This is a genomic window from Nostoc sp. PA-18-2419 (genome assembly GCF_005869855.1).
Taxonomy (GTDB): Bacteria; Cyanobacteriota; Cyanobacteriia; order Cyanobacteriales; family Nostocaceae; genus Nostoc.
On sequence record NZ_SZNH01000067.1, the window covers coordinates 1 to 17895 of the forward strand.

A 17895-nucleotide genomic window follows, 5' to 3' on the forward strand; every position below is an offset into this window, starting at 1 on the left:
CATCCGGGAAGTGCTGCGGCTGCGACGTTCTCCTGTTGTCGATGGCAATTGCGGTACTTGCTGCCATATATTTTCCCATTGATTACAGAAATCATCTACGTCGCAGAAAATTTGGGTGATGTCGAGCCGAGATACAATAGTAGACATAGCCGAGACGCTTATTTTTGTTAGATATTTTTAGTCTCGGTCTTTTTTGTCAGTTTTTTACACCCTCTCCATTAATTATAGCGATCGCTTGCTGCTTATCCAGTTGTACTTCAGCCATAGCAGGCTTTTTGCCTTTTTTTCACCGTCGAACTCACGTAAAGTTAGGGGACGAATGGCTGTGAACCTGAGCTGCTCTGCCTCTGGCTCTGCACTTGTTGTATTTTGTGCGTGTCTTGGCATAATTGTGTTATTACTTTCAACACATTCACAAACGGGGCATCAAACCATTTTTACTTGCGACTTGCGACCTGCGACTTGCGACTTGTTTTGTGACTTGTTTATTACAATTCAAAATCGAGAGTAAATGTATCGCTATCAGAATCTTCTTGAATTTCTGGTGTAGGTGGAGTTGGCTCTAGATACTCAAGTTTGTTTTGAGTGGTAGTAACAGAGGTAGGGGCAGGTGGATGGGCGAGCATTTGTTGTATAGGAAATGCACCTTTTTTGAAAGCAAAATAGCAATCAATAATAAAGTAAAGCGTCTCTAGATAGCTTTTGTCTAGCTGTTGTGATTCGGCAAATATACGTTCGCGGTAGCTGTCTTTAATCCGGACTTTTTCCGGGGCATTGTCTTGTGGCTGTGCCATTGGGGTTACCTATAAAATAGATTACTGATTCTTCTTAACAATTGCTTTCGCCATTTCTAAAAGTCCATTTGCATTAGCTTCTACGGGATTATCGAGAATGTGGAAACTGTTCTTCTCTAAGAGTTTCTTAAATCCAGGTAATAGGCAACCTCCACCAATGGCCCATATTTCATCGCCAGTGTGTTTGGCATCAAGTGTAAGATTGACAACTTTCTTCAAGTATTTTTCATACCAATCTTTCAAACAAGCGCTGTAGATATCTTTGATATCAATGTCACGGCTGTACTTGGTATGTCCCATTTCTAAACAAAATCGAACCTTTGATGGGTCACCGATTTTACCGCCATTAAGATGTTTCATTTTTTGGGAGATATCATCGATGAGAACTTCTACGCCTGTGGGGTAGGGGGTGTGAACTTCTCGCTTACCTTGGTTGTAACGAGAATAAAGAGTTGTACCATTGCCAAAGTCCAAAACGGTTAACTTTGCCGGAAGTTGTTGCCCAAAYAATGCACCAACTCCTTCTGGTACAACTTTGAGGACTTCTATCTGAACCTGTKAAGGTTTGCCAGCAAGTATTGGCTGATATTCTCCATTTAGTACTTGTACGAGGTTTTGTGCCAAACCAACATCATGTAAGCTGACGACTAACTTTAAATGCCAAGCTTTACGATGGGGCAGATGTGCCAATGCACCCAATAATGTAACTAACGCATTATTAACCTTATTCTCATTGCTATCAGTATTGCGCTCAAAGTGATAACCTGTTCKGAAAGCAGATTCTCCAACAGTGTAAGCTGTCCCATTAAAGACTACGCGTCCAGGGAYATCTTCCATCTCAACAGAAGAAATATAGCTGGGGACGCRAACGACTTCAAAGCCATCGACTAAAAGTTTGAWGCTACCGTAACCRTTATCAAAGCCAGCCGCGAAGATTTTCTGCAAGGTATGAATGTTGTTCATAGGGGCTAAGTGGGGCATAAAGAAGAACAGCAGRAAACATCGCCTAAGTATCATCTATATATATCCTATATAGGTGTTAAATTTTGATAAATTTTCTTACTAGTTTATGGGGTATATATAGGTGTTTTATATCCCCTATTGAAAATTGAGCGCGCTGAGAGAGATCCATTTGTTGCAGAGTGGGTGTTATGATTTCACAGCTTTCGACAGTGAATCGTTTAGCTCGAAGTGTTTCTACTCCAACTTCGGAAACACCAGACGCGATCGCAGCTTCAATCTGTGAACAGGTGCTTAGTCTCKAATATGCCATTACCACCAGTTTGTCGTTGTCCGCGAGTGAGTGCGCCCAAACTGTCTAAACGTCGAGTGATGGTAGAGATGAATCGGCGTCCATCTCTAACGTTAGTAGTAACTTGCATAAAGATTGGCGCTGATGCTTGGTCAGTGCAATGAAAGCGGTCAAGCCCTTGAATGTCCGCCCTCTAATCGGCTTCGAGCAAGTGGTGCGCTCGCATAAGATGGTAAGGAGAACAAGCCGTTTACGAAATCCATGACCATAACATAGACGAAGCCCATAACCAAAATTTGAATTGTCCAGTTGAGTGCGATTTGAATATCCATTGTTTTTTCCCGAAGTACGAGAGTTTTCACTGACAGCTAGCGAAGCGTTTTAAATACATGCTTTTGAGAGATTAGTCAGTAATAAAAGATTTAGGCACAAATTCTAGATGAGAAGAATTGAATTTGCACAAGCCTGATACTCTTTGAACAATTGGTGTAGCCCAAAGGACGAAATTGCCCAAAAAAAACCTGTAGTGATAACTTAGCAAACAGACCTAAAAATAGAGTTGAAAAGGCTAAGATTCAAGTCAAGCGGTTAACTACGCTCAATTACTTAAGCCGCAGTAAGCTAAACAATGCCTAGCAAAGAAATTCAAGTCAAAGAGTACACAGTTAGAGCGCACAAACGTCAGATACACACACGCGTTTTTAACTTCGTCTGTAAGCAATGCGATAAGTCAACTTCCCGTGAAACTTATGGTCCACGACCTCTGTACTGCGAAACCTGTCGCCCTCCAGGGCCGCCTAAAAAGTCTCAAGTGCCTGCACCAGCTAAGAAGGGCAAGCCTAGAGCTAAGATTTATCAAAGTGATATGGATTTTCAAAAGTCTTCGTAACGTAATCTCACACTTTCAATAAAATGCTTCTGGCCAATCGCTGGGCAGAAGCATTGAGTATGATTTTACTTTGGATGATTTAAACCCTTGACAGTATACTTGTACTATATAAGCCAGAGTCCATCTATACCTGATTGGTTGAACTAGTTGTCAATCAAAGAGCAGGTCGTATTTTTGTAGAAATTAGATTCAATAAGCTATAGATGGAATCATCTAGAATTTCTAGATTTGATATAAAAAGATTTTCTTGGGTTGCAAAAAGCAGTGGAGAAATTTGATTCAAAATAAGGGTATAAATCTCTGCGAATTAGTAATGGGTAGTTGATTAAATACGTCCAGCAGCAAATATCTGTTGGGCTGTTAAATTTAAGTTTGGAAAGGTTGCAGAGATAATTTGTTCTGTTCCCCTAAACTGATTTCCTTGATAAACCCCATTGACTAACTGATAAATAGTAATCACCGGTTGTTTGGATGAGCCAATATAACGTTTACCACCCAGCCCTAAATAATCAGCAATCCAATATTCACCAATCCCAAGTGCTTCATAATCTTCGACTTTACGGGCATAGTCATTTTGCCAATTGGTACTAACAACTTCAACTACCAATTTGACGGAGTTACCTAGCGTAATCACTGGTTCGGTTGACCATAATGGTTCATTGGACAAAGCATTCTGATCAAGAATAACAACATCGGGTCTAAAAGCCGAATTTAAGCCTAATGGTTTAATTAGGCACTTCATCGGAATAAACCAAGGCAAGTCTAGCTGGTCAATTGCCACATTGAGCTTACGATTAATTAACCCCGCCACCTGTTCATGGAGTCCAGTCGGTTCCAAATCAATTAATTCTCCATCGATCAATTCGTAATGCACATAGTCTAGGTAGCTAGCAACGAATTCCTCAAAGCTAATAGAACCTGTAATAGCAGCCCAAGTCATAGGTTTATGCTTCTCTAGAAAGTAAAAGCTAACAAAAGCACATATTATGTTGTTTTGTAAGCAACCCAAAATTATTATAATTCCTGCCACCCTTACAGGAATTACGAAATACTTTAACAGTTTATTTATGGCATAGTAGTTCTCAGATTTTGAAATATGAGAAGTTACTGTGTCAAAAACAGAGCAGCGAAAGGTAGTATTAGCAATTCTCAGCAATGCTGGAGGTAGTGGTAAAACCACATTGGCAACGCACTTAGCTTACGAGTTAGCACGTCGTAAAATCGGTTGCCGCAATTGTTCAGTGGGGTTGATTGATTTAGACCCTCAAGGTTCTCTAAGCTTATTTTGTGGTTTAGAAAAACCTTTGACTCTTGAAAAATCCATTTCACCAGTTTTATCTGATAATTTTTCTGGTAATTGGCCTTTTGTTCCTTGTTGGAGTGATTATAAATTGAAAGTAGAAGTTTGCCAAAGTCTTCAGCAGCCTCTACTTAAGACTGCGGATGATTTAGTTAATCATCCTCGTGGACTATATCTTCTTGCAGATAGCCTTAAAGACTATCCTGTAGAGCATGATTTGGTAATCATTGATTGCCCTGCAACACTAGGTAGACTGAATTTGGCAGCACTTGCAGCTAGTACTCACATTCTTATTCCTATACAGCTTGAGCCAAAAAGTGCGAGTGGAGCAGCTGAACTACTCCAGTTTTACTTCATCGAATGTAGGAGGCTACGATTAGATCCTTATCCGCAAGTTATGGGAATAGTTCCAAATCAATATAGAACAGATCAAGCTATTCATAACGAGATTTTGGCACAAATGCCAACTATAATTCAGCAGTTACAACTTAAAGATGCTCATTGTTATCCCGCAATTCGGTTTTCTTATGAATTTAGCAATGCTTCAGGAGCGGGATTACCTTTGCATCTTTATCGAAAAAAACATCCAGCTTGCAAGGATTTTGTCAAACTAGCAGATGATTTATCGGCAATAGTAGGAGCTAAGTAAAAATGGCACGTCCAAAAGTAAATCTAACCAAAATGTTTAATACTGCTGCTCAAATGTCAGATGCAGAAGTTGAAATCAAGAAATTACAAGCAGAAATTGAGCATCTCAGAGCTTTACAAGTTCCAGAATTAGAATTACAGATTGCCACATTGCGTGAGCAGTTAACAATGCAGTCCGGGTTACAAGAAATAGATTTAACACTGATACGCCCTAATCCTGGACAACCAAGAAAAACATTTTCTCTACAAAGTATTAACGCGATGGCACGTACTTTGGAAAAAGATGGGCAACTACATCCTGTAATTTTAATAGCAGAAGGTCAGCAATTTGATTTATTTGATGGTGAGCGTAGATGGCGTGCAGCCAAGCATCTGAGGTGGGAAAAGTTAAAGGCTGTTGTTATGCCCCGCCCTCAAGACCTGCATCGGAAAGCATTACTGACCACTCTACATCGTGAGGATCTCAATCCACTTGATAAGGCAGAAGCTTTATTAAAGGAAATTTCGGAGCAGACAGAAGTTGACTTGACACAGGCTCCACGTATTACAGCTACTGCTGTTCGCCGCTTAGAGTACCAAAAACGTATGAAACAGATAGGCGAATTAATTGAAGAAAGTGATGATAAACAAAACCAAGTTTTAGATGACCTCGATTTAAATGATGCAGAAAAGCAGATTTTCAAGGTTTTGTTAGATTTAGGTTTAAATCCAGCATCAGTGACAGCTAATGATTTCCGAATGTTATCGCTTTTTCCAGATTTGCAGGCAGCGATTCGAGACTCCAATCTTAAGGCGGCTCATGCAATGGTATTACAAAGATTGTCAGCTAAAAAGCTAGCAGTAGATGAGAAAAGAATAGTAAAAATCAGAGTAGAAACTACCCAAAAAGTCGTTGAGCAAAATTTAACACTTGTAGAAACTCAAGAACTCGTTAATCAAATTATTTCAAATAATGCACCCAAGCCTGCTAACGATTCAAATGATAAACAAGTAAAAAATATAATGCGTGGCTTGAAAGAGCTTAGTGTAGACAAGATTGAGCGTTCTAATCTTGAAAAGTTTCATCAATCCTTACAGCAAAAACTTAAAGAAATAGAAGCCATACTTCAAGTAGATGAGTATAGCTAATAAAACTTTAATTTCATTAAAGTTCGACAGTTAACGTCTAGCTGAATTGTTACAAGAAAACTGTTTATGAAATCTACTGAGCGACCAACTAAACACCAAAACAAAGACCTGCACAAACTCAGTCACAATCTAACCCAGATTCTACTGATAACTCATCCCTCTTTTGTTACTTTAGGGAGAGAAAAATAGAGAGAAGATTAACTAGCAATAGAGAAAGGAATAGGAAAAGCTCAAAAACCATTCATCAATTCAATTAACTTAAGGAAACAGCGTCTCATCCCAGGAATATTGAATACATCTAACCAAGGTAACAGCAAATGCTAGAAGATATAAGGCTGAATAATTAGTCTCAAGTTATTCAGTGAACTTTTCCATGTCATGCCCGTTTCCCACTTCTGATGTTGGCTAAATTCAGTAGTTGATGCATTGATGGATGAAGAGGAATCAGGGCTAGGGCGTGTTTTCAAACTATAACCACAAAATAATGGAGGCAAGCATAATCATGGCTGTATAATTTGCTGCAAGCTTTTCATATCGGGTGGTGATGCGGCGAAATTGCTTAAGTCGGTTAATAGCCCTCTCAACAATGTTGCGTTGACGGTAGATTTCACGGCTAAACGAACCAGGACGTGGTTTATTCGAGAGTCGTGGGATTGTCAGACGGATACCGCGACGACGTAAGTAATTGCGTATTCGACGACCTGTGTAACCTTTGTCTGCGACTAATCTTAAAGGGCGAATGCGTGGCCGACCCCGACTAGAACGCTTGACCACACCTTGTTCCATCAATTGTTCAAGAAAAATTGACTCGTTACGCTGACCTGGAGTCAGAATAAAAGTTATTGGTTTGCCTTGACCCTCGCAACGTATGTGTATTTTTGTACTGAATCCTCCACGAGAGCGCCCTAGAGCTTCGTCTTCATCGCCCCTTTTTTCCACCTGCGGCGTGCTGGTGGGCACGTACAACTGTTCCATCGACATAATGAATCTTCTAATCAAGCATTCCCTGCTGATCAGCGCTCGCTTGAAGCTGTTCTAAGATTTGATTCCAAACTCCAGCTTTTTGCCATCGATAAAACCGTGTTGCCACGCTTTCCCACTTTCCATAACGTTCTGGCAGGTCTCGCCACGGTGCCCCAGTTCTGAGTATCCATAGGATGCCATTGACAACCAAGCGGTGGTCATGATTTGGTTTACCAGTTTGGGGTTTTTGCGGTGGAAGTAACGGTTTTAACTTCTCCCACTGTTCGTTACTTAACTCGCCTCGATTCATCAATACACTATGCCTGCAATCGCCTATTTTTTAAGATACAACGAGTTTGAAAACACGCCCTAGAACTGAGAAGATTTTCAGATACCAGTTTCTCAGCTTCTAATTGGAAATAAGTCGCCTGAATGCTAGCTAAAAGATAAGCACAAAAAATAATCTCCCACCACCTCTCAATATGTTGGAAATTAATGAACCGATAATCTGTCCAGCCTAGTTCCTGTTTACACTGTCGAAATCCATATTCAACCCAGGTTCTTAATCCATAGAGGTCGCATAAAGTCTTCTTCAAATTCCCTTGAAGATTCGTCATCATGAAGGAGGTAGAATTTTCTGGCATGGTTTCTGGGTCAGTAGTTATTTCCTAGTAAGTTATGGCTCTTTTTTTACCATAGATTATTTCCCTAATATGTCTAGTCTCTGATTTTTGATTGCTAAATGTTCTGGAGAATTTACACCACTTGTTCGCTCTAACGCTTTGCCCTGAGGGCAACCAGACTCCATGATTACTTCTGATTGATACCACATAACCTAAGTTATATTCAGCTAGTTTTCTCAAAAATTGGCTACTTTCACCATACAAACTATCAGCCAATACTAATTCAATATTGAAGCCTGATTCCATTAATTCTGTAATTATCTCTGATGCTAACTCTATTTTATTTTTATATTTATCTGACTCCTTTAGTGTTCCTTTTGGTTTAAATACTTTGAAGATTAATGGAAATGTTATATTCGAGTAGACTCCATAAGCATTGACTGACACTATTCCATTATCGATTTTTCCCACACTCCCTAAATACTGTCTACCTACATAATCTGTCTTTTTACCTTTTTTCCTATCTCTCCGAAGTTATGCTCGGAGGAAGCCTCCGCTCAGACTTCTCTCTGTTTCATCTATGACTAATGTAATTGCTCTACCATCTAATTCTTTCTTCAATTTATTTAATCTTCGTTGTTTTAACTTGTTTACTGACCAATCTGAATTGGCTAGAAAATGATGTAATGACTGAGCGGAGTTTATACTTACGACTTTTGCTATCTCTGGTAATGATTTTCTTTGAATTTGGGACATTATTCCCAGATGTAAATATTTGAAACACTCATAATTTCTTACTTCTTTAAACAGGTCTTTATACTCTGCACAATATTCATCTATGGTGGCAACTGTTGGGTGAGCGTCTCTTGCCAAATGTTTCAAGATTTGTAATTCTACATCCATTGCCCTACTTACCTTTCAGGGTTTTTTCTTCTAATACTTTTATTTAGAATACCTAGAAAGTGACAGAAGAGGATTATACAGCAAGTACTTTAGGGAGCTTGTCGCCCCTTGAACTGGCGAGATTACGACCCTGGCAAATATCCGTCTTGACCCTGGAGTAAACCGATTATTGAGCCGCATTCTCCCGGAATCTTTAACAACTTTTCCAGTGATAGCTGCGACTGGAACCGAGGACGCGCAATGGTCTGCGATTATTGGATGGACGGTAGATACCTTAATCAACGTACAGAGAGTGCAAACCCAGTGGTATGCGGGCGGAGCCGGAGCAATGCCAATCTCGGCCCCAGAATTAGGTCTTGATAAACAGTGGCAGCGCCGCGTTCTCGCATCTGTAGGCAATTACGGCGACATCTTTAATCGCAATCTTGGCAAAGGTTCTCTACTCAAGCTCGACCAAGGGTTGAATGCGAATCGTCTGCGTGGAGGACTTCTTCTAAGCCCGTTCTTAGAGTAATTTTAGCCTAAACAGCTTTGTCTAATGACTCTCTTTAGCTCTTACCCATATTACAGTAAATTAAGATGAAACGAGCCAGAAAATTCGGACGCAAAGCAACAGGATGCTACTGGCTCCAACATATATAATAGCCATTGGATTACTCCCTCTTGACAAAATAGTACTGTTTCACTAATGAATTTTAATAAATTAATCTCTAACTGGAATGGAAATTACAAATTCCGTTCCTGATCCTAAAACAGAATTAACTTCAATTCTTCCGCCATGCTTTTCTTCTACAATTTGCCGAGCAATAGCTAGTCCTAATCCTGTACCTTTACCAACTGATTTTGTAGTATATAAATGGTCAAATATACGTATTTTTATATCTTCACTCATTCCTTTACCGTTATCAGCAATTGATATTTTTACATAATGATTTTTAATTGAAGTTTTGATGATAATTTGGTGAGGATTTGCTTTAATTTCCTGAAAACTACGGTTTGTATTTGACTCATCCAATGCATCAATAGCATTAGCCAGAATATTCATAAATACCTGATTTAATTGTCCAGGGAAACATAAAATTGGTAATAAATTAGCATACTCAATGACCACTGCGATTTCTGGACGTTGTTCGTTAGCTTTGAGGCGATGTTTAAGAATTAAAATTGTACTATCAATGCCTTCATTGATATTAAATGGCACTTTATATTCTTTATCGGCACGGGAGAAAGTTCTTAAGCTGGTGCTAATATTTTTTAATCTGTCACAAGCTATCATCATTGCATCAATTATCTTCGGCAAGTCTTCTAAGCTATAATCCAAGTCAATTTCTTGGGCGTGGTCTTTGATTTCCTCTAGGGGATTAGGTAGAGTTTTTTGATACAGTTTTAGGTGTTCAGTAATATCAGCCAAAGTGGGTTTAGCTTGTATAAGACTTGCAGAAATAAAGCCAAGAKGATTGTTCATTTCATGGGCTACCCCAGCAACTAAGTTACCCAAGGCCGACATTTTTTCATTTTGCACCATTTGTAGTTGGGCTTGTTGCAGTTCTTGCAGAGCTTTTTCAAGTTCCTGGGATTTTTGCTCAATTGCAGCTTCAGCAAGTTTGCGATCACTAATATCAATTAGCATTCCATCCCATACCATTTCACCATCCTCCCCGCGTTCTGGCTGGGCAGCTGCTTTTACCCACTTGATATTTCCATTGGGTGTAACAATACGCCACTCATGTCGAAACGGAGTAAGATTTTGTGCTGATTCGACAACTGCTTGAAAAGCCTCTGCTCTGTCTTCAAGATGTTCAAAATCACGCAGACTGTATTTCCCTGACTTCACATCTTCTGCGGCTACTTCATAAAGAGTTTGACACCCAGAACTAACGTAGGGTACTGAAGCCGATCCATCGGCTTTAATTCGGATCTGATAAATTAAGCCGGGAACATTATCTGCCAGTTTCTGAAAGCGGGCTTCACTAAGCCGTAACTTTTCTAGAGATTGTTCTAACTGTTGAGCATAAGTTTGTGAGTCTTGATAAAGACGGGCATTTTCTAGAGAAATCGCCGCTTGGGTACAAAGAAAATTGAGAATCAGGATACGATTACTCGTAAATACACCACTGGTGGAGCGATTCTTCAAATACAAAATTCCAATTAAATGTCCTTGATTGAGAATCGGCAAGCACAACAAACTTTTTGGTTGTCGTTGACGTAAATATTCATCAATTACAGGTAAATTAGTTTTGAGTTCATCAATTACTACAATTTCTTGAGTGTTTTTGACGTACTGGATCAACTTGAGAGGTAAGTCAGGATTACCCTCTAGGGGTTGGGAACAGACTTTTGTGGTTTCGGGTGTGGCAATGGCTCTCACCTCCCATTCTCCTTGACTATTAAGTAGGATTAAGGCACAGCGCTCGCCTCCTGAATGTTGCAGAATAATTTGAGTCAATTGGTGCAGCAGTTCATCGAGTTGAATCGTGCCAGAAAGGCTTTGAGAGGCTTTGAGGATAGTAGCAAAATCGAGGGTAACATTAACGTTGGCGCTAGAGTCATGGCTCAAATCAGTGGAGCTATGAATCGAAAGCTGAGTAGCCTTCTGTGACAATGTTTCTAGGACATTCATAGGTTGTACTCCCTGCTGGAGAATCAGGTGCAGTAAATTGGGGTAGCGGTTTTCCAGATCCTCGGTTTTGGCTTTTGCGCCCCAACGAGCATAACAGTAGTATGCTTCCTGCATATAGCCTGCGGCCACCCTCTGTTTGCCCCAACTGAGGTAGAATTTGGCTGCTAGTTCATTACTGAGTGCTTCTTCTTGCACATAACCATATGTTTTGGCTTGGGCAATAGCCAAATCGTAATGTTCCATCGCTTCAGTAAATCGACCAAGCACTCGACAGTGTTCTGCTGCCACAAGTGAAGAGCGATGTCGATGATTGAATGGGGCATGAGTAGCCCAAGTTTGTAGTTTTTCTTGATGGGTATTGATTCGCTCTAAAATGGCTGATTGTTCTTGAGCGTTAGCATCGATGTAACGTGCTAGATGAATTAAAGCATCATAAAAAACTCGGACAACTGCGACGAAATAGCCAGTTACAGCATTGCTATACTGTTCTGCTAAGGCTGCTTGTTGTAAGGCTGTTTGGTATTCTCCGAACAAATAACACAGAACAGCTWGATTGAAATGAAAATAGAATAACCCCGTGCGATTGCTGGCAGCTTGTAAGCTGGGCAAAATTTTGGCGGCATTGAAGACTTTGCCCTGTAAATAACAGGAAACTTCAGCTTGTCCTAATAAATTGAGAATCGCTTGCAGGTAACACTCTAGATATTTTATCGTTGCTTCTTGCTTGACCTGGCTGATGACTTGCCGATAAGTCTCCATTTCCTTAGCCAAATCATTTAATTCTCGACCACTCCAATAGCTACATTGACTATATGACACCAAATTCAACGCCACACATACCAAATCTCCGGTTTCTAAGCCACTGTGATAAGCTTCTAGCAAACATGGGATACTGTGATTTAATGGTTCTTTCCAGTGCCGAATAAAGCTGTTGACAATAAAGTAAGCTCTGCTTTTAAAAGCGTTAATTTGGTGTTGTTCTAGTAACTTTAATGAAAGTTGCCCAAATTCATACCCAGCATCAATATCTCCAATCAAACCACAAAGAGTCATGCCGTAGTCTGCATAGGAAAAAATGGCAAAAGATGAATTGCCAAACTGGATAGCCATCTCCAATTGCTTAGATGTGAGTAGTGGTAACAGTGTTGGTTTACCAATAAATGCAGAAGAGACTAGTGTAGTCATTATTTGCATGGCTGCCAGTTGATGCGGATCGCTCATCGCAGGTAAATCCAGTAAGCTTAGAGGTGCGCGCCCCATCCATAGTTGCTTTGTCTGTTGGATTGCGTCGCTGATATCTACTATAGTTGGCTGTTCGGGAAATTCTACACCGAGTAATTTCAACACTTGCAACCCAGTCTCAACTACTTTAGTAAATTGACCTTGAGATCGAAATGCCGTCATTCGGGTTTCATATACTTTGATAGTATCCAGCAAAGAAGTAGCAGATTGCAACACAACATCACCCCATGCTGCCAACTTGTGAAAGTCTGTATTTAGGCAGGCTGCTTCCAAACGCTCGTGATGCAAATTCAGGGTCAATTCGTAGTGTGCTGTCCAGGTATTAGAAGGTAGTAAATCAATGGCTTGGATGAAGTAGTTGACGGCAGCATTATAAGCGATCGCCGCTTTTGCTTTGCGCCCTGCGATTAGATTCAGTTGTGCTAACTCAAGTTTTTTGTCAGGCCGAACCAGCAATCCAATGCCTATATTCAGGTGATTGACAATTTCAAAAATATTTACTTCTATTTCAGTTTCAGGTGTACTAACGTGTAATAATTGACCGATCACTAGATGAGTTGCTTGTTTGCAATCTTCCGCAATTAGCTTGTAAGCAGCTTGTTGGACGCGATCATGCAGAAAACGATAAGTCAAATTGACACAGCGATCATCAACCGTTGTTTGGGAATCAGCTTGTTCGCTACTCTCTCCCTGAAAGAACTTGTAAGTCTGGCTTGTTGGTACAATCAAGCCTTCTTGCAACGCTTTCCATAACGCTGTAGCAACATTGGTTGCAGACTGCTGTGAAACGGTTGCCAAGGTTTTTAAATCAAAACAGTTGCCAATGCAAGCAGATAACTTAAGTACATTTTGCGTTTCATTAGGTAATTTCTGTAACTGTTGGCTAATAAATTCCACCACATCATCAGTAACAGATAGTGCTTTAATTTGAGCAATATCGCATTCCCAATAGCCTTGATGGCGATTAAAAGTAATCTGCCCATCTTCGTGTAAACTTTTGAGAAACTGGGTGATAAAAAAGGGATTACCTTGAGTCTTGCGATCAATTAATTCTGTCAAAGGAAGCGATCGCTGTGTCGTACAATGCAAGGTATCAGCAATTAACTGATTCGTATCACTCAAAGTAAGGGGGGCGAGGGTAATTGTATTGACAGTCTTGCCAGCTTTCTTCAGTTCCTCCACCATCAAGATAAACGGGTGGGCAGCTTGTACTTCATTGTCTCGATAAGCCCCTAACAACAGCAGATAACCCCGATCCTCCATTAGCAGTTTAATCAACTGTAAGGAAGCCAAATCTGCCCACTGTAAGTCATCCAAAAACATCACTAAAGGGTGTTCTGCTGTGGTAAATACAGCAATAAACTTTTGAAATAATAAGTTAAACCGATTCTGTGCCGCACTTGGCGACAGTTCTGGCGCAGGCGGTTGTTTGCCAATTACTCGCTCTAGTTCCGGAATCACCTCAACGATAACTTGGGCATTGTCTGCCACAACTTCTAGAATCTGGCTTCGCCACTTGGCCAATTGTGCATCAGATTCTGACAACAATTGGCCCATCAAATCACGCAAAGCTTGCACAAAAGCAGAAAAGGGAATATTGCGATTGAATTGATCGAACTTACCTTTAATAAAGTACCCCTGCTGCTGGGTAATGGGCTTGTGGACTTCATTGACGACGGCAGTTTTACCAATTCCAGAGAATCCTGCCACCAGCATCATTTCAGAATTGCCATTGGCGACACGCTCAAAAGTTTGCAACAAAGTAGTAACTTCTGATTCTCGTCCATAGAGTTTTTCGGAAATTAGAAAGCGATCGCAAATATCCCGCTTACCAATAGCAAAATCTGTAATTCTCTCTGTATGTATAAGTTGTGCCAAACAAGTTGCTAAATCATACTTTAATCCCAACGCACTTTGATACCTATCTTCGGCATTTTTCGCCATTAACTTGCTAATTATCTTGCCTAAGACTGTTGGTATTTCTTCCGTCCTGCCTTCTAGCTTTGGCGGTTGTTGCGCGATATGACAATGCACCAACTTCAACGGGTCATCCGAGATAAATGGTAAATCTCCAGTTAATAATTCATAAAATGTTACACCCAGTGCATAAAAATCGCTACGGTAGTCTATGCCTCGGTTCATTCTTCCAGTTTGCTCGGGAGAAATATAAGCAAGTGTACCTTCTAACACATTGGGATTTTTAATTTGCTGGGTTTCTTTAGGTAAGAGAGAGGCAATACTAAAGTCAATCAGTTGAACTTGTTTTGTTTGGGGATGAATTAGAATATTAGCGGGTTTGATGTCTTTGTGGATAACGCGGTTATAGTGTAAATTATGGATAATATCAGTTAATTGAATGGCGATTGTTAAAAGTTCCACAACAGAGAGGGTAGTGGTTAGAATGTATTCTCGTAAAGCTACTCCTCCCGTATCTTCCATTACCAAAATATAACCATTACCATAGGGTTTTAACGATAAGGGATGAATGATTCCGGGAATGTTGAGATTTTTACTAATGGTATATTGGTTGCGAAATTGCAGTAATTCGTTGAAGCTGGGATATGTTGAAGTCAGAAATTTGATGACGACTGCGAGTGTATCTTGCTCTCGAATAGCTCGATATACTCTGGTTCTGGAGCCTGCATACAGTTGAGAGCAAATTTGATATCCGGGAATGATTGGACTGAGATTTTGAGTAACCATTTATACATATTTTCTGTTGTAATCGCTTTTTACTTCTCTTTAAGGGAGAGCGATGGAGTCGGCAGGGAAGGTAACTTCCCTGCCGACTCCATCGAGGTGCCTAAGAAGCTGTGTAGAGCGCGTCTACACTCTGCTAGTATTCCCATGAACTAGATATTGACTAACAATTAATAGACCGAAAACTTTTGCGCTCGCTCAGTGATGGATACTTGCGAACCTGATTGTTGTCTGAAAAACTGTACTTTTCAATACAGTTTTGGGAGAATTCGTTGAGAGACATTACATAAGCAAAACTAATAATTTGAAGAGAAAGGTAAGGATAGCTCTCGCATCAGAACAATGTTCCAGTGCTGTGTCTTGGAATTTTTGTAAACTATTGAGGTGAAGAAGCAAAATTTTTAACTTAGAGGTTGTCTCTAAAGAAATGTAAAGAGAACAAAGTCAGGCGATCGCTACAAATGAAAATTGATTCTGAAGCAATACAGTAGTGGTTTCAACCATGACACGCAAAGCGTATGCAAGTGATGTAAATGATGCAGAGTGGGGAATTATAGAGCCTTTGCTTGCCGCTTCACAACCCGTTGGTCGTCGGCGCGAAGTTGATTTACGAGAAATCATCAATGGAATTTTCTACGTTCTACATGAGGGATGTACTTGGCGTGCATTGCCACATGACTTACCACCTTGGCAGACCGTTTATAACTATTTTTGTCATTGGCAACGATTAGGAGTGTGGCAAAAAATTCACACACAATTGCGGCACCAGGTTCGTGAAAGTACTAATAAAAAACAAGAGCCAACTGCTGCCATCATTGATAGTCAATCAGTGAAGACGGCAGAAAAAAAGGAGCCAGTGCGTTGGGCAGCTTCGCCGACTTGAAGCAACTGGCGTGGGAAGTATATGGTTATGACGGTGGAAAACAAGTAAAAGGCCGTAAATGCTTTATCCTTGTTGATACTTTGGGTTTAGTGCTAGCAGTGATTGTCACAGAGGCTAACTGCCCAAAACGTTTAGGGGGTGCAGCAGTTGTGATGGAAGCCGCACAAGCAACTGAAAATTTAGTTGTCATTTGGGTAGATCAAGGTTTTAGTGGTGATAACTTTGCACGAGTAATTCAACAGTTACAGCAATTTCGAGGTAAATGAGGTACACATAGTATTGGTGCATCAAGACTTAAAATGAAAGCATACTCAATCGATTTACGAGAAAAAATAGTAAATACTTACGAAAAGGGTGGTACTTCAATAAGAAAGGTTGCCGTGCAATTTGGTGTAGCAAAAAGCTATGTGCAAAAGCTAATCCAACTTCATAGAGTGCAAGGACATCTAGAACCCAAAAAGCAAGGTGGAGCCATGAAGGGTAGGCTAGATGATTTCGTGAGCGAATTAGCCGAAATGGTTCAAATTTACCCCAGCTACAGCAATTTCGAGGTAAATGAGGTACACATAGTATTGGTGCATCAAGACTTAAAATGAAAGCATACTCAATCGATTTACGAGAAAAAATAGTAAATACTTACGAAAAGGGTGGTACTTCAATAAGAAAGGTTGCCGTGCAATTTGGTGTAGCAAAAAGCTATGTGCAAAAGCTAATCCAACTTCATAGAGTGCAAGGACATCTAGAACCCAAAAAGCAAGGTGGAGCCATGAAGGGTAGGCTAGATGATTTCGTGAGCGAATTAGCCGAAATGGTTCAAATTTACCCAGACGCAACTTTATTGGAATATTGCGAATATTTTGGAGAAAAATACAACGTTTGGGTGTGTGCAAGTGTGATGTGTTGTGCATTACAAAAACAAAAATTAACGCGAAAAAAAAGACTTTGCGTAGCAGCCAAGGAAAAACAGAAAGAGTCCAAAAACTGAGAATAGAGTATTGGGAGAAAGTAAAGCAAGTAGACCCAGAAGACCTTGTATTTATAGATGAAATGGGTGTTTTACTTGGCTTAACTAGGACTCATCAAAGAAGCGAGCGCGGCACTAGAGCGTATAATTTTAAACCATATTACCGGGGAGCAAAAATAAGTGTAATCGGAGGAATTAGCTTAAAGAAAGTTTTAGCCGTGATGACTTTAAACGGCTCAATGGATGGAGATGCATATAAAGTTTTTGTAGAACATTTTTTACTTCCGCAATTATGGGTTGGTGCAGTCGTTGTAATGGATAATCTACCTGCTCATAAAGTCGAAGAGATTAAGCTTTTGATTGAAGGAGTGGGAGCAAGTATTCTTTATCTATCTCCTTATTCTCCTGAATTCAATCCAATTGAACATTGGTGGTCACAATTAAAAGCTTTTCTGAAACAATTTTCTCCCAAGAGTTCATCTGTCGTTGATGGTTTAATTAAAATTGCGCTGAAACTAGTTGATCCAAAACATCTAAAAAATTGGTTTACTAATTGCTGCTACTGTACCTCATAAACCTCAAATATGCTGTATATGGCAGCAAGTACCGCAATTGCCATCGACAACAGGAGAACGTCGCAGCACTTCCCGGATGCATTTATCAGAAGTGATGACAATAGTTATTGCATTTCATGGCAGTGGATATAAGACTTTCAAGGAATTCTACACCATGCAAGTGCTTAGTGGTTGGCATCAAGCATTTCCCAATTTAGTCAGCTACACACGGTTTGTGGAACTGATGCCCTGGTGCTTAATGCTGTTATGTTGCTTTTTACATACACGTAGAGGAGAAATTACTGGGATTAGCTTTATCGATTCCACCCCAATTAATGTTTGTCATAACTGTAGGGCACATTCTCACAAGGTGTTTAAAGGATTAGTAAAATGGGGCAAAAATTCTCTGGGCTGGCACTTTGGATTCAAGCT

At 40.2% G+C, this 17895-nt stretch carries 16 protein-coding genes and 2 pseudogenes; 10 read left to right on the forward strand and 8 right to left on the reverse strand.

What is annotated here, in order from left to right; translation table 11 throughout:
* Positions 1 to 222 precede the first annotated feature (222 nt).
* The 4 genes from FCR06_RS33210 to FCR06_RS30940 all read right to left on the reverse strand — a co-directional run bounded on the left by FCR06_RS33210 (position 223) and on the right by FCR06_RS30940 (position 2176).
* Positions 223 to 387 carry a hypothetical protein gene (locus FCR06_RS33210; protein WP_189523647.1) on the reverse strand — a complete coding sequence of 55 codons (165 nt, stop codon included), beginning with the start codon at positions 385 to 387 and terminating at the stop codon, positions 223 to 225.
* Between the two features lie 101 nt (positions 388 to 488).
* On the reverse strand, positions 489 to 794 hold the full coding sequence (locus FCR06_RS30930; RefSeq protein WP_138506626.1) for a hypothetical protein: 306 nt from the start codon (positions 792 to 794) through the stop codon (positions 489 to 491).
* Between the two features lie 21 nt (positions 795 to 815).
* Positions 816 to 1757 (reverse strand): ParM/StbA family protein, encoded by a 942-nt coding sequence (locus FCR06_RS30935; protein WP_138506628.1) that lies wholly within the window; start codon positions 1755 to 1757, stop codon positions 816 to 818.
* Positions 1758 to 2029: 272 nt separating this feature from the next.
* Positions 2030 to 2176, reverse strand: coding sequence for a strawberry notch C-terminal domain-containing protein (locus FCR06_RS30940; RefSeq protein WP_262984728.1), 147 nt, complete (start codon positions 2174 to 2176; stop codon positions 2030 to 2032).
* A 498-nt stretch (positions 2177 to 2674) separates the two neighbouring features.
* On the opposite strand from FCR06_RS30940, the gene FCR06_RS30945 reads away from it, so the two are divergent.
* On the forward strand, positions 2675 to 2935 hold the full coding sequence (locus tag FCR06_RS30945) for a hypothetical protein (RefSeq protein WP_138506630.1): 261 nt from the start codon (positions 2675 to 2677) through the stop codon (positions 2933 to 2935).
* A gap of 325 nt (positions 2936 to 3260) precedes the next feature.
* Here the strand turns inward: FCR06_RS30945 and FCR06_RS30950 are convergent, their stop codons facing one another.
* The gene (locus FCR06_RS30950; RefSeq protein WP_138506632.1) at positions 3261 to 3875 is read right to left on the reverse strand and encodes a Uma2 family endonuclease; all 615 of its coding nucleotides are present in this window, start codon (positions 3873 to 3875) and stop codon (positions 3261 to 3263) included.
* Positions 3876 to 4044: 169 nt separating this feature from the next.
* Between FCR06_RS30950 and FCR06_RS30955 the strand changes: the two genes are divergently transcribed.
* Positions 4045 to 4884, forward strand: coding sequence for a ParA family protein (locus FCR06_RS30955; protein ID WP_138506634.1), 840 nt, complete (start codon positions 4045 to 4047; stop codon positions 4882 to 4884).
* Between the two features lie 2 nt (positions 4885 to 4886).
* On the forward strand, positions 4887 to 6011 hold the full coding sequence (locus tag FCR06_RS30960; protein WP_138506636.1) for a ParB/RepB/Spo0J family partition protein: 1125 nt from the start codon (positions 4887 to 4889) through the stop codon (positions 6009 to 6011).
* A 468-nt stretch (positions 6012 to 6479) separates the two neighbouring features.
* Here FCR06_RS30960 and FCR06_RS30965 read toward each other — a convergent pair.
* Together FCR06_RS30965 and FCR06_RS30970 are read right to left on the reverse strand one after the other, a co-directional pair.
* Positions 6480 to 7284: pseudogene (locus tag FCR06_RS30965) on the reverse strand (IS5 family transposase).
* 115 nt (positions 7285 to 7399) lie between these two features.
* Positions 7400 to 8500 (reverse strand): annotated as a pseudogene (locus FCR06_RS30970) (IS701 family transposase); the annotation flags it as partial.
* Positions 8501 to 8669: 169 nt separating this feature from the next.
* On the opposite strand from FCR06_RS30970, the gene FCR06_RS30975 reads away from it, so the two are divergent.
* Complete coding sequence (locus tag FCR06_RS30975) at positions 8670 to 9014, forward strand: hypothetical protein (protein WP_138506638.1); 345 nt, start codon at positions 8670 to 8672, stop codon at positions 9012 to 9014.
* A gap of 189 nt (positions 9015 to 9203) precedes the next feature.
* Here FCR06_RS30975 and FCR06_RS30980 read toward each other — a convergent pair whose 3' ends face one another.
* On the reverse strand, positions 9204 to 15065 hold the full coding sequence (locus FCR06_RS30980; RefSeq protein WP_138506640.1) for an ATP-binding sensor histidine kinase: 5862 nt from the start codon (positions 15063 to 15065) through the stop codon (positions 9204 to 9206).
* Between the two features lie 499 nt (positions 15066 to 15564).
* Here FCR06_RS30980 and FCR06_RS30985 point away from each other — a divergent pair, with 499 nt between their 5' ends.
* The 6 genes from FCR06_RS30985 to FCR06_RS31005 all read left to right on the forward strand — a co-directional run.
* Positions 15565 to 15945 (forward strand): IS5 family transposase, encoded by a 381-nt coding sequence (locus tag FCR06_RS30985; RefSeq protein WP_138506642.1) that lies wholly within the window; start codon positions 15565 to 15567, stop codon positions 15943 to 15945.
* A complete protein-coding gene (locus tag FCR06_RS30990) occupies positions 15924 to 16211 on the forward strand; it encodes a transposase (RefSeq protein ID WP_189523648.1) in 288 nt (95 codons plus the stop codon). Before FCR06_RS30985 ends, FCR06_RS30990 begins: the two co-directional genes overlap by 22 nt.
* Before the next feature lie 33 nt (positions 16212 to 16244).
* Positions 16245 to 16541, forward strand: a complete 297-nt coding sequence (locus FCR06_RS30995; protein ID WP_138506646.1) for a hypothetical protein — start codon at positions 16245 to 16247, stop codon at positions 16539 to 16541.
* Positions 16538 to 16930, forward strand: a complete 393-nt coding sequence (locus FCR06_RS34055; protein WP_223280375.1) for a helix-turn-helix domain-containing protein — start codon at positions 16538 to 16540, stop codon at positions 16928 to 16930. The genes FCR06_RS30995 and FCR06_RS34055 overlap by 4 nt, the downstream gene beginning before the upstream one ends.
* Positions 16888 to 17484, forward strand: a complete 597-nt coding sequence (locus FCR06_RS31000; RefSeq protein ID WP_262984729.1) for an IS630 family transposase — start codon at positions 16888 to 16890, stop codon at positions 17482 to 17484. The genes FCR06_RS34055 and FCR06_RS31000 overlap by 43 nt, the downstream gene beginning before the upstream one ends.
* A gap of 37 nt (positions 17485 to 17521) precedes the next feature.
* The coding region (locus tag FCR06_RS31005; RefSeq protein WP_317616849.1) for a transposase at positions 17522 to 17895 on the forward strand (374 nt) is incomplete at its 3' end.

What these genes read in the sequence shown, in the direction of transcription:
- FCR06_RS30950 (WP_138506632.1), bottom strand. Translation starts at nt 3,875, where the DNA reads ATGACTTGGGCTGCTATTACAGGTTCTATTAGCTTTGAGGAATTCGTT.
- FCR06_RS34055 (WP_223280375.1), top strand. Translation starts at nt 16,538, where the DNA reads ATGAAAGCATACTCAATCGATTTACGAGAAAAAATAGTAAATACTTAC.
- FCR06_RS30985 (WP_138506642.1), top strand. Translation starts at nt 15,565, where the DNA reads ATGACACGCAAAGCGTATGCAAGTGATGTAAATGATGCAGAGTGGGGA.
- FCR06_RS30995 (WP_138506646.1), top strand. Translation starts at nt 16,245, where the DNA reads ATGAAAGCATACTCAATCGATTTACGAGAAAAAATAGTAAATACTTAC.
- FCR06_RS30930 (WP_138506626.1), bottom strand. Translation starts at nt 794, where the DNA reads ATGGCACAGCCACAAGACAATGCCCCGGAAAAAGTCCGGATTAAAGAC.
- FCR06_RS33210 (WP_189523647.1), bottom strand. Translation starts at nt 387, where the DNA reads ATGCCAAGACACGCACAAAATACAACAAGTGCAGAGCCAGAGGCAGAG.
- FCR06_RS30960 (WP_138506636.1), top strand. Translation starts at nt 4,887, where the DNA reads ATGGCACGTCCAAAAGTAAATCTAACCAAAATGTTTAATACTGCTGCT.
- FCR06_RS30945 (WP_138506630.1), top strand. Translation starts at nt 2,675, where the DNA reads ATGCCTAGCAAAGAAATTCAAGTCAAAGAGTACACAGTTAGAGCGCAC.